Origin of the sequence: Ectopseudomonas khazarica, assembly GCF_017915135.1 — a bacterium.
GTDB lineage: Bacteria > Pseudomonadota > Gammaproteobacteria > Pseudomonadales > Pseudomonadaceae > Aquipseudomonas > Aquipseudomonas khazarica.
Genome location: NZ_CP068551.1, coordinates 299,816 through 312,608, shown reverse-complemented (window position 1 = coordinate 312,608; position 12,793 = coordinate 299,816). Strand labels below are relative to the sequence as shown.

General features: G+C 64.7%; 13 protein-coding genes. 7 read left to right on the top strand and 6 right to left on the bottom strand.

The genetic code is table 11. The features are described 5' to 3' along the window. Window positions 1–55: 55 nt before the first annotated feature. From rho to JLK41_RS01490, 3 genes are all read right to left on the bottom strand, one after another. Window positions 56–1,315 carry a transcription termination factor Rho gene (gene rho / locus JLK41_RS01500; protein WP_037052884.1) on the bottom strand — a complete coding sequence of 420 codons (1,260 nt, stop codon included), beginning with the start codon at window positions 1,313–1,315 and terminating at the stop codon, window positions 56–58. A 265-nt stretch (window positions 1,316–1,580) separates the two neighbouring features. Next, window positions 1,581–1,907 carry a thioredoxin TrxA gene (gene trxA, locus JLK41_RS01495; protein WP_047588854.1) on the bottom strand — a complete coding sequence of 109 codons (327 nt, stop codon included), beginning with the start codon at window positions 1,905–1,907 and terminating at the stop codon, window positions 1,581–1,583. A 109-nt stretch (window positions 1,908–2,016) separates the two neighbouring features. Beyond that, complete coding sequence (locus tag JLK41_RS01490; RefSeq protein WP_210390197.1) at window positions 2,017–2,721, bottom strand: FadR/GntR family transcriptional regulator; 705 nt, start codon at window positions 2,719–2,721, stop codon at window positions 2,017–2,019. 287 nt (window positions 2,722–3,008) lie between these two features. Between JLK41_RS01490 and JLK41_RS01485 the strand changes: the two genes are divergently transcribed. The 7 genes from JLK41_RS01485 (at window position 3,009) to ppx (ending at window position 8,609) form a co-directional block, all read left to right on the top strand. Beyond that, the gene (locus JLK41_RS01485; protein WP_210390196.1) at window positions 3,009–3,794 is read left to right on the top strand and encodes a transporter substrate-binding domain-containing protein; all 786 of its coding nucleotides are present in this window, start codon (window positions 3,009–3,011) and stop codon (window positions 3,792–3,794) included. Window positions 3,795–3,813: 19 nt separating this feature from the next. Continuing rightward, a complete protein-coding gene (locus JLK41_RS01480) occupies window positions 3,814–4,479 on the top strand; it encodes an amino acid ABC transporter permease (RefSeq protein WP_210390195.1) in 666 nt (221 codons plus the stop codon). Beyond that, window positions 4,476–5,126, top strand: coding sequence for an amino acid ABC transporter permease (locus JLK41_RS01475; protein WP_172979201.1), 651 nt, complete (start codon window positions 4,476–4,478; stop codon window positions 5,124–5,126). Before JLK41_RS01480 ends, JLK41_RS01475 begins: the two co-directional genes overlap by 4 nt. After that, a complete protein-coding gene (locus tag JLK41_RS01470; RefSeq protein WP_210390194.1) occupies window positions 5,113–5,844 on the top strand; it encodes an amino acid ABC transporter ATP-binding protein in 732 nt (243 codons plus the stop codon). Before JLK41_RS01475 ends, JLK41_RS01470 begins: the two co-directional genes overlap by 14 nt. Continuing rightward, a complete protein-coding gene (locus tag JLK41_RS01465) occupies window positions 5,841–6,344 on the top strand; it encodes an ureidoglycolate lyase (RefSeq protein WP_210390193.1) in 504 nt (167 codons plus the stop codon). Before JLK41_RS01470 ends, JLK41_RS01465 begins: the two co-directional genes overlap by 4 nt. Before the next feature lie 252 nt (window positions 6,345–6,596). After that, window positions 6,597–6,995: a hypothetical protein gene (locus tag JLK41_RS01460; RefSeq protein WP_210390192.1), complete on the top strand. Its 399-nt coding sequence runs from the start codon at window positions 6,597–6,599 to the stop codon at window positions 6,993–6,995. A gap of 111 nt (window positions 6,996–7,106) precedes the next feature. Beyond that, window positions 7,107–8,609 (top strand): exopolyphosphatase, encoded by a 1,503-nt coding sequence (ppx, locus tag JLK41_RS01455; RefSeq protein ID WP_037052866.1) that lies wholly within the window; start codon window positions 7,107–7,109, stop codon window positions 8,607–8,609. A 66-nt stretch (window positions 8,610–8,675) separates the two neighbouring features. Here ppx and JLK41_RS01450 read toward each other — a convergent pair whose 3' ends face one another. The 3 genes from JLK41_RS01450 to JLK41_RS01440 all read right to left on the bottom strand — a co-directional run bounded on the left by JLK41_RS01450 (window position 8,676) and on the right by JLK41_RS01440 (window position 12,651). Next, a complete protein-coding gene (locus JLK41_RS01450) occupies window positions 8,676–9,569 on the bottom strand; it encodes an alpha/beta hydrolase (protein ID WP_175254499.1) in 894 nt (297 codons plus the stop codon). Next, complete coding sequence (locus JLK41_RS01445; protein WP_210390191.1) at window positions 9,559–9,858, bottom strand: DUF2218 domain-containing protein; 300 nt, start codon at window positions 9,856–9,858, stop codon at window positions 9,559–9,561. The genes JLK41_RS01450 and JLK41_RS01445 overlap by 11 nt, the downstream gene beginning before the upstream one ends. 579 nt (window positions 9,859–10,437) lie before the next feature. Next, window positions 10,438–12,651, bottom strand: coding sequence for a TonB-dependent siderophore receptor (locus JLK41_RS01440; RefSeq protein ID WP_210390190.1), 2,214 nt, complete (start codon window positions 12,649–12,651; stop codon window positions 10,438–10,440). Window positions 12,652–12,793: the final 142 nt, after the last annotated feature.

Sequence of the window (12,793 nt, the reverse complement as noted above, 5' to 3'; positions counted from 1 at the left end):
GCCTCCAGATACGACAAGGCCGGGTTTCCCCGGCCTCGTGGCACAGCGCAAGGTCTTACTTGCGCTTCATCGACAGGAAGAACTCGTCGTTGGTCTTCGTCGCTTTCAGCTTGTCGATGAGGAACTCGATGGCGGCGATCTCGTCCATCGGGTGCAGCAGCTTGCGCAGAATCCACATGCGCGACAGCTCTTCCTCGCCGGTCAGCAACTCTTCACGACGGGTGCCCGACTTGTTGATGTTGATCGCCGGGAAGGTGCGCTTCTCGGCCACGCGACGGTCGAGGATCAGCTCCATGTTGCCGGTGCCCTTGAATTCCTCGTAGATCACTTCGTCCATCTTCGAGCCGGTCTCGATCAGCGCGGTGGCGAGGATGGTCAGCGAGCCGCCTTCCTCGATGTTGCGCGCGGCACCGAAGAAGCGCTTCGGCTTCTCCAGGGCATGGGCGTCGACACCACCGGTCAGCACCTTGCCGGAGCTCGGGATCACGGTGTTGTAGGCACGTGCCAGACGGGTGATGGAGTCGAGCAGGATGACCACATCCTTCTTGTGCTCGACCAGGCGCTTGGCCTTCTCGATGACCATCTCGGCCACCTGCACGTGACGGGTCGGCGGCTCGTCGAAGGTGGAGGCGACCACTTCGCCGCGCACGGTGCGCTGCATCTCGGTCACTTCTTCCGGACGCTCGTCGATCAGCAGGACGATCAGGTGCACTTCCGGGTTGTTGCGCGTGATGTTCGACGCGATGTTCTGCAGCATGATGGTCTTGCCCGCCTTCGGCGGGGCGACGATCAGGCCACGCTGGCCCTTGCCGATCGGCGCGCAGAGGTCGATCACACGGCCGGTGATGTCCTCGGTGGAGCCGTTGCCGGCCTCCATGGTCAGGCGCTTGTTGGGGAACAGCGGCGTCAGGTTCTCGAAGAGAATCTTGCTCTTGGCGTTCTCCGGGCGGTCGAAGTTGATGCTGTCGACCTTGAGCAGGGCGAAGTAACGCTCGCCTTCTTTCGGCGGGCGGATCTTGCCGACGATGGTGTCACCGGTACGCAGGTTGAAGCGGCGGATCTGGCTGGGCGAGACATAGATGTCGTCCGGGCCGGCCAGGTAGGAGGAGTCCGCGCTGCGCAGGAAGCCGAAACCGTCCTGGAGGATCTCCAGCACGCCGTCACCGGAAATTTCCTCGCCGCTTTTGGCATGCTTCTTCAGCAGGGCGAAGATGATGTCCTGTTTGCGCGAACGGGCCATGTTTTCCAGGCCCATCTGTTCGGCCATGTCCAGGAGTTCGGCAATCGGCTTTTGCTTGAGTTCGGTCAGATTCATAGGAATGACGTGATCATCGAGAGGGGAAGAAAGCTGTTAGCTTGAGAGGCCGCGCCGCAGAGAAGGCGACAGGATCGCGAACGAGTTCGTATAGGAATGAATCGGCGACGGCGTGCAGAGGGCTGCATAGAGAATGCAGCGAGGCCGAATTTAACACCACGAAAATACAGCGTCTACCCCAAAAAATGAAAAACCCCGCAAAAAGCGGGGTCTTCATCAGGCAGCGCGGGGTGGATGACGCTGATCTCATCCACCACCCTGCGACTCAGATGTTGCTGTCGAGGAACGCAGCCAGTTGCGACTTGGACAGGGCGCCGACCTTGGTCGCCTCGACGTTGCCGTTCTTGAACAGCATCAGGGTCGGGATACCGCGTACGCCGTACTTCGGCGGGGTTTCCTGGTTCTCGTCGATGTTGAGTTTGCACACCTTGAGTTTGCCCTGGTATTCCTTGGCGATCTCGTCCAGCACCGGTGCAATCATCTTGCACGGGCCGCACCACTCAGCCCAGTAGTCGACCAGAACCGGACCTTCAGCCTGGATGACGTCCTGGTCGAAGCTGGAGTCGCTGACGTTGGTGATGAATTCGCTCATGAGAGTCTCCGTATATTCGGAAGCAAAAAGTGGCGACATCATAGCCCGGCTTGAGTGTCACCGAAAGGCGCTGGCGATTGAGCCTTTCAATACCCCCGTGGGGTAAGCCTCAATCCCCCAGGGCGGTGAAGGCGATGCCGGTGCGCAGCGCTGCGGCGCGAATGTGCTGCTGCATGGCCTTCTGCGCCGGCCCCGCAGCATGCCGGGCCAGGGCCTTGAGGATCTTGCGGTGTTCCTGCCAGGTTTCCATGGCCCGCTCGGGACGGATGAACGGCAGTTTCTGGCTTTCCAGGAAGATGTCCGCGCTGGAGGTCACCAGGGCGAACATCGCCTGGTTGCCACTGGCGGCGAGAATGCGTCGGTGGAACTCGAAATCCAGCCGCGTCGCCTGCTCGAAGTCCCCAGCGCGCAACGCCTGGCGCATCTGCTCGACGTTGTCTTCGAGGACGTCCAATTCCTCGGCGGTCATCACGCCGGCCGCCAGCCCGCAGGCGAAACCCTCCAGGGCGAAGCGCAGCTGGAAGGTGTCGGCCGCCGACACCTGAGCGGCAAAGGGCCAGACGAAACCACCCGTAGCCTCGACCTTCGGCGCCTCCTGGACGAACACGCCCTTGCCGGCCTGCACGCTGACCAGCCCCAGGGCGCTGAGCGACGACAGGGCCTCGCGCAACGAGGCGCGGCTGACGCCGAGGCGCTCGGCCAGGTCGCGCTGCGACGGCAACGCATCGCCAGGGCGATAGCCCTCCTCCTCGATCAGGCGACGAATCGCCTGCAGAGCGTACTCGGGTACCGCGCGAGGAGCAGAAGCATTCATGGCTGTTCGGGCCGGTCAGTCCAGTGGAGCCGCCTTTGTAAGGCCAGAGACCCACTTCAGGCAAGTGACGCCCCCTTGTGGAACAGGCCCGCGAAGGAACGCACCGAGATGGTACAGGATTGCATCTGACCAATCGGTCAATTACCGCAACTGTTCAGACCAGTAAGACCTTATCAATACTCGCCTGAGGCGATGCAAGCCGCTATTTCATTGAATCTGGCACAACCGATGCACTGCACGATCCCGTGCAAAACCCATCCGTTTTCATCCTTTCACTGGAGCACGACATGCGCAGAATCCATCGCAACCTGCTGGCCACCCTGTTCGCCGCCCTGACCCTCGGCGCCACCAGCGCCAACGCCGACGCACTCCAGGACATCGGCGCCGCCGGCACACTGAAAGTCGCAGTGCCGCAGGACTTCCCGCCATTCGGCTCGGTCGGCCCGGACCTGCAGCCGCGCGGCCTGGACATCGACACCGCACAGCTGCTGGCCGACAAGCTGGCGGTGAAACTCGAGCTGACCCCGGTCAACAGCACCAACCGCATTCCCTTCCTCACCACCGGCAAGGTCGATCTGGTGATTTCCAGCCTGGGCAAGAACGCCGAGCGCGAGGCCGTGATCGACTTCTCCTCGCCCTACGCGCCCTTCTACCTCGGCGTGTTCGGCCCGGAAGACGCCAGCATCGCCAGCCTCGATGACCTCGACGGCAAGACCATCAGCGTCACCCGTGGCTCGATCGAGGACATCGAGCTGAGCAACGTCGCCCCGAAAGGCGCCACCATCAAGCGCTTCGAGGACAACAACTCGACCATCGCCGCCTACCTGTCGGGCCAGGTCGACCTGATCGCCAGCGGCAACGTGGTGATGGTGGCCATCTCCGAGAAGAACCCCAAGCGCGTGCCGAGCATGAAGCTCAAGCTCAAGGACTCGCCGGTGTACGTCGGGGTGAACAAGAACCAGGCCGCGCTGCTGGACAAGGTCAACTCCATCATCGCCGCCGCCAAGGCCGACGGCAGCCTCGACGCGATCAGCCAGAAGTGGCTGAAGCAACCGCTGCCGGCTGACCTCTGAGCCGCGCGGGAGCCGAGCCATGGCGTACCAGTTCGACTTCGCCGCCGTCCTGCAGCACAGCGACCTGCTGCTGCAGGGCGCGGCCTTCACCCTCGGCCTGACCGCGATCGGCACCCTGCTGGGTGTCGGCCTCGGTATCGTCGGGGCCATACTGCGCGCCTGGCGCATCCGCCCGTTCGAGCGCATCTTCGGCGTCTATGTGGAGCTGATCCGCAACACGCCATTCATCGTCCAGCTGTTCTTCATCTTCTTCGGCCTGCCTTCGCTCGGCGTGCGCCTGAGCGAGTGGGAGGCCGCCGTGCTGGCGATGGTGATCAACCTCGGCGCCTATTCCACGGAGATCATCCGTGCCGGCATCCAGGCCATCCCGGCCGGGCAGCTGGAAGCCGCCGCCGCGCTGGCCATGAGCCGCTTCGAGACCTTCCGCCACGTGGTGCTGCGCCCGGCCCTGGGCAAGGTGTGGCCGGCGCTGTCGAGCCAGATCATCATCGTCATGCTGGGTTCGGCGGTGTGTTCGCAGATTTCCACCGAGGAGCTGTCGTTCGCCGCCAACTTCATCCAGTCGCGCAACTTCCGCGCCTTCGAGACCTACCTGCTGACCACCGCGCTGTACCTGTTCATGGCCATCCTGATCCGCCAGCTGCTGGCCTGGGTCGGCCGTCGCTTCATCATGGGAGCCCGCTGATGGACTTCACCCTCTGGGACATCCTGCGCAACCTGCTCACCGGCCTGCAATGGACGCTGCTGCTGTCGCTGGTGGCCTTCGTCTGCGGCGGCATCGCCGGCCTGCTGGTCCTGCTGGCACGCCTGTCGCCCCTGTCTGCGCCACGCATCCTGGCCCGTGGCTACATCGAGCTGTTTCAGGGCACGCCGCTGCTGATGCAGCTGTTCCTGGTGTTCTTCGGCATCGCCTTGCTCGGCATCGACGTATCGCCCTGGCTGGCAGCCGCCACGGCCCTGACCCTGTTCACCAGCGCCTTCCTCGCCGAGATCTGGCGCGGCTGCGTCGAATCGATCGGCCGAGGTCAGTGGGAGGCCGCCGAGAGCCTGGCCATGAGTCGCCTGGAAACCCTGCGCCACGTGGTCCTGCCGCAAGCGCTGCGCATTGCCGTGGCGCCCACCGTCGGCTTCTCGGTGCAGGTGGTCAAGGGCACTGCGGTGACCTCGATCATCGGTTTCACCGAGCTGACCAAGACCGGCAGCATGCTGGCCAACGCCACGTTCGAGCCCTTCATGGTCTACGGCTTCGTCGCCCTCGGTTACTTCCTGCTCTGCTACCCGCTGTCCCTCGCTGCATACCGCCTGGAAAGGAGGCTCAATGTCACTGCTTAACGTCACCGCGCTGCACAAGTGCTACGGCGACAACCATGTACTCAAGGGCATCGACCTCAGGGTGGAGGAAGGCGAAGTGGTCGCCATCATCGGCCGCAGCGGTTCGGGCAAGAGCACCTTCCTGCGCACCCTGAACGGCCTGGAGTCGATCAACGACGGCGTGATCGAAGTGGACGGCGAGTACATCGACGCCGCCCGCGCCGACCTGCGCAGCCTGCGGCAGAAGGTCGGCATGGTGTTCCAGCAGTTCAACCTGTTCCCGCACCTGACCGTCGGCGAGAACGTCATGCTCGCACCGCAGGTGGTGAAGAAGACCTCGCGCGCCGACGCAGAGGCCGTCGCCCGGCAGATGCTCGAACGGGTCGGCCTGGCCGAGAAGTTCGACGCCTACCCCGAGCGTCTCTCCGGCGGCCAGCAGCAGCGCGTGGCCATCGCCCGCGCACTGGCCATGTCGCCCAAGGTGCTGCTGTGCGACGAGATCACCTCGGCGCTCGACCCCGAGCTGGTCAACGAGGTGCTGGCGGTGGTCAAGCAACTGGCCAGCGAAGGCATGACCCTGATCATGGTCACCCACGAGATGCGCTTCGCCCGCGAAGTGGGCGACAAGCTGGTGTTCATGCACCAGGGCAAGGTGCACGAGATCGGCGACCCCAAGGCGCTGTTCGCCGCGCCGCACACCGAGGAACTGCGCAACTTCATCGGCTCGGTGAACCTGTGAACGCCATGCCGCCCCTGCCGCTGCACATCGAGCCGCTGACCCGCGAGGCCTTCGCCCCGTTCGGCGAGGTGATCGAGACCGCCGATGCCCGCTCCTTTCCGATCAATGCCGGGACCACCACCCGCTATCACGACCTGGCCCGGGTGGAACTGGCCGGCGAGGCGCCGCGCACCCTGGTCAACCTGTTCGAGGGTCAGGCCTGGCATGCCCCCATCGAGATTCGCATGCTCGAACGACACCCCCTGGGCAGCCAGGCGTTCTACCCGGTGGACGGCGGACGCATGCTGATCGTCGTCGCCCCGCCTGGCGAACTGGACGAGTCGCGCATCCGTGCCTTCGTCAGCGCAGCGGATCAAGGCATCAACTACGCCCGTGGCACCTGGCACCACCCGCTGCTGAGCCTGCAACGCCCCGCTCGCTTCCTCGTGGTGGATCGCGGCGGCAATGGCCACAACTGCGAAGAGCGGATGCTCGAACGACCGCTGCAAGCCCTGCTCTGAGCCATTGGGCGCATCGCACGGCGCCACCTGCGCGGGCACAGGCGCTGCGCCCTGGATACTCCGGGGCGTAAGACGCCTGTGATTGCGTGACCGGGGCTCCAGGTCACGTCACGCCGTCGCAATCCACCAAGGACCTTGCCGTCGCGGCGGATTTGCCACAGCTAGCTAGCGCCCGGACGCAGACCTTCCGGCGAGCCACGACAGGCTTGCCTCGTGCCTGCGCACAGGGTCTGCTGAGCAGCAGGAAGCAACATGACGGCTCAGGGCGGCATCACCGAAGGCGTGATCGATGGCCGCGAGTCGGCCCAGGGCGCCGATGGCGCACAGGTCATCTCCAACCACGAGCAGATGGCGGACATCGTCCAGGTCGACGTGCTGAAAACGCAGCCGGACGGCGACAACCTGCACATCACGCTCGGCCTGAAGAATACTTCCGCCACGCAACTGCGCCTGATCAACCTGACGCAGACCGGCGCGCTCCTGGCGATCGACGCCGATGGCTACGCCAACCCGCTGCTGCCAGGGCTGCAGAATCCGGACGAAATCACCGTTCCGGCGAACGCAGGCGTACGCCAGGTCTTCATCTTCGCCGGGCCGATGGACAGCGGCGTGTCGGTGCGGCTCTGGGGCCAGGACTACCCCGTTCACTGATCCGCCAGCCGGCATGAGCAGCGGATCGGCCATTCTGCGACATCCGTATGCGTTGGCTCATCCGCTCAGTCGTGGCAGGATGGCGCGGAAATCGAACGAGATGCCGCCATCATGCCCCAAGCCCCTGCCGAGAGTTTCCCCCTGATCGCCGCCATCGACCTGGGCTCGAACAGTTTCCATATGGTGCTGGCCAAGGCCGACAATCACGAGATCCGCATCCTCGAGCGGCTTGGCGACAAGGTACAGCTGGCGGCAGGCCTGGACGACGAACGCCAGCTCAGTGAAGAAGCCATGCAGCGCGGCCTCGACTGCCTGCGCCGCTTCGCCCAGTTCACCACCAGCCTGCCGGAAGGCGCGGTGCGCGTGGTCGGTACCAACGCCCTGCGTGAAGCACGCAACCGGGCGGTGTTCATCCGCCGTGCCGAGGAGATTCTCGGCCACCAGGTCGAGGTGATTTCCGGTCGCGAGGAAGCGCGCCTGATCTACCTGGGCGTGTCCCACAGCATCGCCGACACACCGGGCAAGCGCCTGGTCGCCGATATCGGTGGCGGCAGCACCGAATTCATCATCGGCCAGCGCTTCGAGCCACTGCTGCGTGAAAGCCTGCAGATGGGCTGCGTCAGCTTCACCCAGCGCTACTTCAAGGACGGCAAGATCACCCCGGCGCGCTACGCCCAGGCCTACACCGCTGCGCGCCTGGAGCTGATGGGCATCGAGCAGGGCCTGCGCCGCCTCGGCTGGGAGGACGCCGTGGGCGCCTCCGGCACCATCAAGGCCATCGGCCTGGCGACCAAGGCGGCCGGCCTGGGCAGTGGCGAAGTCACGCTCGAAGGCCTGGCCTGGCTCAAGCGCAAGCTGTTCAAGCTCGGCGAGGTGGAGAAGATCGACCTCGACGGCATCAAGCCGGATCGCCGCGGCATCTTCCCGGCCGGCCTGGCGATTCTCGAAGCCATCTTCGACGCCTGCGACATCCAGCGCATGACCCACTCCGAGGGCGCCCTGCGCGAAGGCGTGCTGTACGACCTGCTTGGCCGCCATCAGCACGAGGATGTACGCGAACGCACCCTGTCGGCCTTCATGGAGCGCTACCACGTCGACGTCGACCAGGCCGCACGGGTCGAGAGCAAGGCGCTCTCGGCGCTGGACAAGGTGGCCAGCGACTGGGGCCTGACCGACGACTGGCACCGCGAGCTGCTGAGCTGGGGCGCCAAGGTGCACGAGGTGGGCCTGGACATCGCCCACTACCAGTACCACAAGCACGGCGCCTATCTGATCGAGCACTCCGACCTGGCCGGCTTCTCGCGCCAGGACCAGCAGATGCTGGCACTGCTGGTACGCGGCCACCGCCGCAACATCCCCAAGGACAAGTTCGCCGACTTCGGCGAGGAAGGCGTGCAGCTGATGCGCCTGTGCGTGCTGCTGCGTTTCGCCATTCTCTTCCACCACATCCGGGGCTCCCAGAGCATGCCCGAGGTGCAGTTCAAGATCGGCGACAACAGCCTGGAAATTCATTTCCCCGACGGCTGGCTGGCGGCCAACCCGCTGACCCAGGCCGACTTCGAGGCCGAGGCCGAGTGGCTCAAGCGCATCGACCTGGCGCTGAGCGTGCGCTGACCCTCCCCGACCTGAGACGCGACAGGGCGGCCCCCTGCCAGCGTTGCGTGGCGGGTTGCACTCGCCCTACGGCTGCAGCGCGAAGTCCAGCACCTGCACGCTGCTGACGAAGGCATTGCCGGCATGGTCGCGCCCCGGGGCCACCAGCAGCTCGTTGGGCAGGCCCAGCGCATTCAGGCGCTGATGGAATTCACGCGTGTTGTCCACCATGCGCCGCTCGGCCAGGTGCCGTTGCCGCGCATCCTTGAGCTGTGCACCGGCCGCAGGTTGTTCGCCACCCCCGACGCTGAGCAGCAGGCGCACCTGCGGTCGCTGCTCCTGCCCTGCGTGGGCCTGCAGCAGGTCGAAGGCATAGCGCCGGTTCCACCACAGTGACGGACTGGAGGCGAAATAGCGCTGGAACGCCTGCGGACGGCTGAGCATCGTGTAGAGGGTGAACAGGCCGCCGTAGGAGTGGCCGAACAGCGTCTGCCGCTGCGGGTCGACCTTGTAGCGCGTGGCGACCAGTGGCTTGACCTCATCCTCGAGAAAGTCGAGGAAGCGCTCGGCGCCGCCCTGCCGGGTGGCCAGCCGATCACCGGTGTCGCGCATATCCGGCGCGGGCGGCGTGTAGTCCTCGGCGCGCGCCGGGACATCGAAAGGCGCATCGCCCGGGTAGCCGATGCCCACCACCAGCACGGCCTCGCGACCGTCGCGGGAGGCATGCGGCTGATACATCAGCGCCTGCTGCGACAGCAGCGGGAAGAACAGGTTGGCATCGAGCACATAGACCACCGGGTAGCCCTGTGGCGGCGCCTCGCCCTGCGGCCGGGATAGGTACAGGCGATAGGTGCGCCCGGTATGCCGGGACTGCAGCTCGCGCATTTCCGCCTGCGCCAGCGTCGCCGGCTGCCAGGGCTCGGCCTGCAGCGCAGGAGAGGACAGCAGCGCCAGCAGGCAGAGGACGACGCTAGCCCTCATCGGCCATGTCCTCGCTCCAGGTGATGCTCAGGTTTTCCCGGCGGGCGAAGCGCACCAGGTGGTCGTCGAGCACGAAGCGGATGCGTGCGGCAGCCTCGTCGTCATCGGCCTGGCAGTCGAAGCGCAGGCTGTCCGCATCGGCCTGCATCAGGCAGCGCCCGAACGGGAAACGTGCATCGGCGCTGCGCTCATCGAACTCCACGGCAATCTTGTGGCGAAAGTGCTTGCACAGCTTGGTCATGTACAACGAGGCAGAGGCGGTAACCGCAGCGCCTTGGAATCGGATCATGCAGGAAGGCTCATCAGGTGGCGGCGGGTGGACCCGCTGTTATCGGGATTGGATAGTGGGTGGCGCTCTTGCCATCCACCACCGCGTACAGCAAACGGTGGACGGGTGAAGCGTCGTCCACCCTACGTAAGACCACGTGTTGCAACCGTAGGGGGGATGACGCTCTTCTCATCCACCATCGCGTACAGCAAACGGTGGACGGGTGAAGCGTCGTCCACCCTACGTGAGACCACATGTTGCAACCGTAGGGTGGATGACGCTCTTCTCATCCACCATCGCGTACAGCAAACGGTGGACGGGTGAAGCGTCGTCCACCCTACGTGAGACCGCGTGTTGCAACCGTAGGGTGGATGACGCTCTTCCTATCCACCACCGCGTACAGCAAACGGTGGACGGGTGAAGCGTCGACCACCGTACGTGAGATCACGTGTTGCAACCGTAGGGTGGATGACGCTCTTCTCATCCACCATCGCGTACAGCAAACGGTGGACGGGTGAAGCGTCGACCACCGTACGTGAGCTCACGTACTGCAACCGTAGGGTGGATGACGCTCTTTTCATCCACCATTGGGCAAGGCCGTCAGAAGTTGGTGCTGAGGCTGGCGTAGAAGGTGCGCCCCGGCTCGTTGTAGGTGTAGGCGCCGGCCTCGCGGCTGTTGCCCTCGCGGTACAGGCGCTTGTCGAACAGGTTGCTGACGCCCGCGCCGATGCTCCAGTTCTTGTCGATGGCATAGGTGCCGCCGACCCCGACCAGCGCATAGGGGGCGATCTCCCGCCGTGCATCGCCACTCAGCACGTTGCCCTGGTAGTCGTACTTGCCCGGCGTCTGCCGGCCGTACCAGGTCACCGTGGTCTGCAGCGACAGCGGGTCGCTCACCTGCCAGTCGAGGGTGGAGTTGACGGTGAACTCGGGGATGATCGACAACGGCTCGCCGGTCTCCTTGTTCTTCGATTGCAGCATCCAGGTGAAGTTGGTGTTCCAGCTCAGGCTGCTGGCCAGCGGCATCTTCAGGTTGCCCTCGAAGCCTTCGACCACCGCACGCGGAATGTTGGTCCACTGGAACACGTTGGCCACGCGCGTGCTGCTGCCCTGAGTGAAGTTGACCGAACCCACCGGTGTACGGCCCGCTTCGACCTTGTCGCGGTAATCGTTACGGAACCAGGTCAGGCTGGCATGGTAGTCGGCGGATTCGAACTCGATGCCCAGCTCCTTGTTGACGCTGGTTTCCGCTTCGAGATTCTCGTTACCCACCAGGAAGCAGCCCGGCCCGCCTGTGACGAAGTCCCAGCAGCCGAGGCCGTTGCTGTACAGCGCGTAGGACGCGTTGCTCTGGTACAGGTTGGGCACCTTGTAGGCCCGTGCGATACCGGCCTTGAGGGTGAAGTGGTCGTCCAGGCGATGCGACAGGTTGAGCGACGGGCTCCAGTTGCCGCCGCTCAGGCTGTTGTGGTCGTAACGCAATCCGGGCGTGAGAACGGTGCCGGGACGCAGCTCGATGTTGTCTTCGACGAACAGCGATGCGGTACGCATGGCGATGTCGCCATCGAAGCGAGTCGGGTAACCGACGCTCTGGATCGCGGCGAGATCGGAGACGCCATCTTCCATGCGCTGCTCGTTCCACTCCGCTCCCAGCGTCACCACCTGCTCGAACACGGCCGAGATCGGCAGGCTCACTTCACTGTGCGCGGTCAGGCTCTCCAGTTCGATGGTGCCGAACTGGTCACTGTAGATCGCCCCCTCCGGCCCACCGGCCAGGCCTTCCTTGAGCCGGTTGTTGCGCGTGCGCTCGTACTGCAGGTAGTTCATCGTGGTACCGAAATCCCAGTCGCCGTGGTGCGTGACGCCGTAGGTGTTGCGGTACATGCGGTTGGTTTCGCGGCCGATCCAGGCGCTGCGGTAGTTGTCGACCACGGCACTGCTGGACAGGTTGTTCATGCTGTCGCCGGTGTAGATGTTGCCCTGGCGGCTGAAGCCAGCCTGCAGCTCGAGGGTCTGCGACTCGTCGAGGCGCCAGGTCAGGGTGCCGTCCACGTCGCGGTTGCGCACCCCTTCACGACCGGCCAGGGCAGCATTGGAGGCGCTGACGGCACGGCCTTCGTTGATGTCCTCGTCGTCAGAATCGGTCTTGTTCAGGTTGCCGTACACGCGATACGAGAGGGTATCGGTCAACGGGCCGCTGAGCCCGAAGTTGAGGCGGCGGGTGGCGCCCTCCTCACTGTGCTCGGGCATGTTGGCGTACAGGCTGAGGTTGCCGTGGTGCTCCAGGCCGGCCTTCTTGGTGATGATGTTGACCACGCCACCGGCGGCACCGCTGCCATAGCGCGCGGCGGCGGGGCCACGCAGCACTTCGATGCGCTCGATCTGCTCGGCCGGCACCCAGTTGGTGTCGCCGCGCGTGTCGCGATCACCGCGCCAGCCATAGCGCACGGCATTGCGCGAGCTGACCGGCTTGCCGTCGATCAGGATCAGGGTGTTCTCCGGGCCCATGCCACGGATATCGATCTGCCGATTGTTGCCGCGCGCACCCGAACCGCTGTTGCCGGTCAGGTTGACCCCCGGCTGCTTGCGGATGATCTCGGCGACATCGTTCATCGGCGGCGCCTTCTGGATGTCCTCGGCGGTGATCACCGACACCCCGAGCGCCTGTTTGAGTTCTTCCTGGGCCGTACCGAGCACCTCGGTAGGCTGCAGCTCAAGCGGCTCTTCGGCGGCCATGGCGAACCCTGGCAGCGCCAGCAGCACGGCGATGGCCAATGGATTGAACGAGTGTTCACGACACGATTGCAGGTACATAACCCCTCCCCGGCGTGCCACCCAATCGGGCGGCACAACAACTAATGCGAATGATTTGCATCAATAAATGGCGAGGCGTAGTCTGCCACCCTGTTTGCAGCAAGAGGTTTGCGCGCCGAGATTTGTTCTTTGCGCCAGAAGC

Excerpts from the sequence above, each read along its gene's own strand:
- JLK41_RS01480 (WP_210390195.1), top strand. The coding sequence starts at position 3,814 with ATGGCGTACCAGTTCGACTTCGCCGCCGTCCTGCAGCACAGCGACCTG.
- JLK41_RS01445 (WP_210390191.1), bottom strand. The coding sequence starts at position 9,858 with ATGATCCGATTCCAAGGCGCTGCGGTTACCGCCTCTGCCTCGTTGTAC.
- JLK41_RS01490 (WP_210390197.1), bottom strand. The coding sequence starts at position 2,721 with ATGAATGCTTCTGCTCCTCGCGCGGTACCCGAGTACGCTCTGCAGGCG.
- rho (WP_037052884.1), bottom strand. The coding sequence starts at position 1,315 with ATGAATCTGACCGAACTCAAGCAAAAGCCGATTGCCGAACTCCTGGAC.
- JLK41_RS01440 (WP_210390190.1), bottom strand. The coding sequence starts at position 12,651 with ATGTACCTGCAATCGTGTCGTGAACACTCGTTCAATCCATTGGCCATC.
- JLK41_RS01460 (WP_210390192.1), top strand. The coding sequence starts at position 6,597 with ATGACGGCTCAGGGCGGCATCACCGAAGGCGTGATCGATGGCCGCGAG.
- JLK41_RS01485 (WP_210390196.1), top strand. The coding sequence starts at position 3,009 with ATGCGCAGAATCCATCGCAACCTGCTGGCCACCCTGTTCGCCGCCCTG.
- JLK41_RS01450 (WP_175254499.1), bottom strand. The coding sequence starts at position 9,569 with ATGAGGGCTAGCGTCGTCCTCTGCCTGCTGGCGCTGCTGTCCTCTCCT.
- ppx (WP_037052866.1), top strand. The coding sequence starts at position 7,107 with ATGCCCCAAGCCCCTGCCGAGAGTTTCCCCCTGATCGCCGCCATCGAC.
- JLK41_RS01470 (WP_210390194.1), top strand. The coding sequence starts at position 5,113 with ATGTCACTGCTTAACGTCACCGCGCTGCACAAGTGCTACGGCGACAAC.
- trxA (WP_047588854.1), bottom strand. The coding sequence starts at position 1,907 with ATGAGCGAATTCATCACCAACGTCAGCGACTCCAGCTTCGACCAGGAC.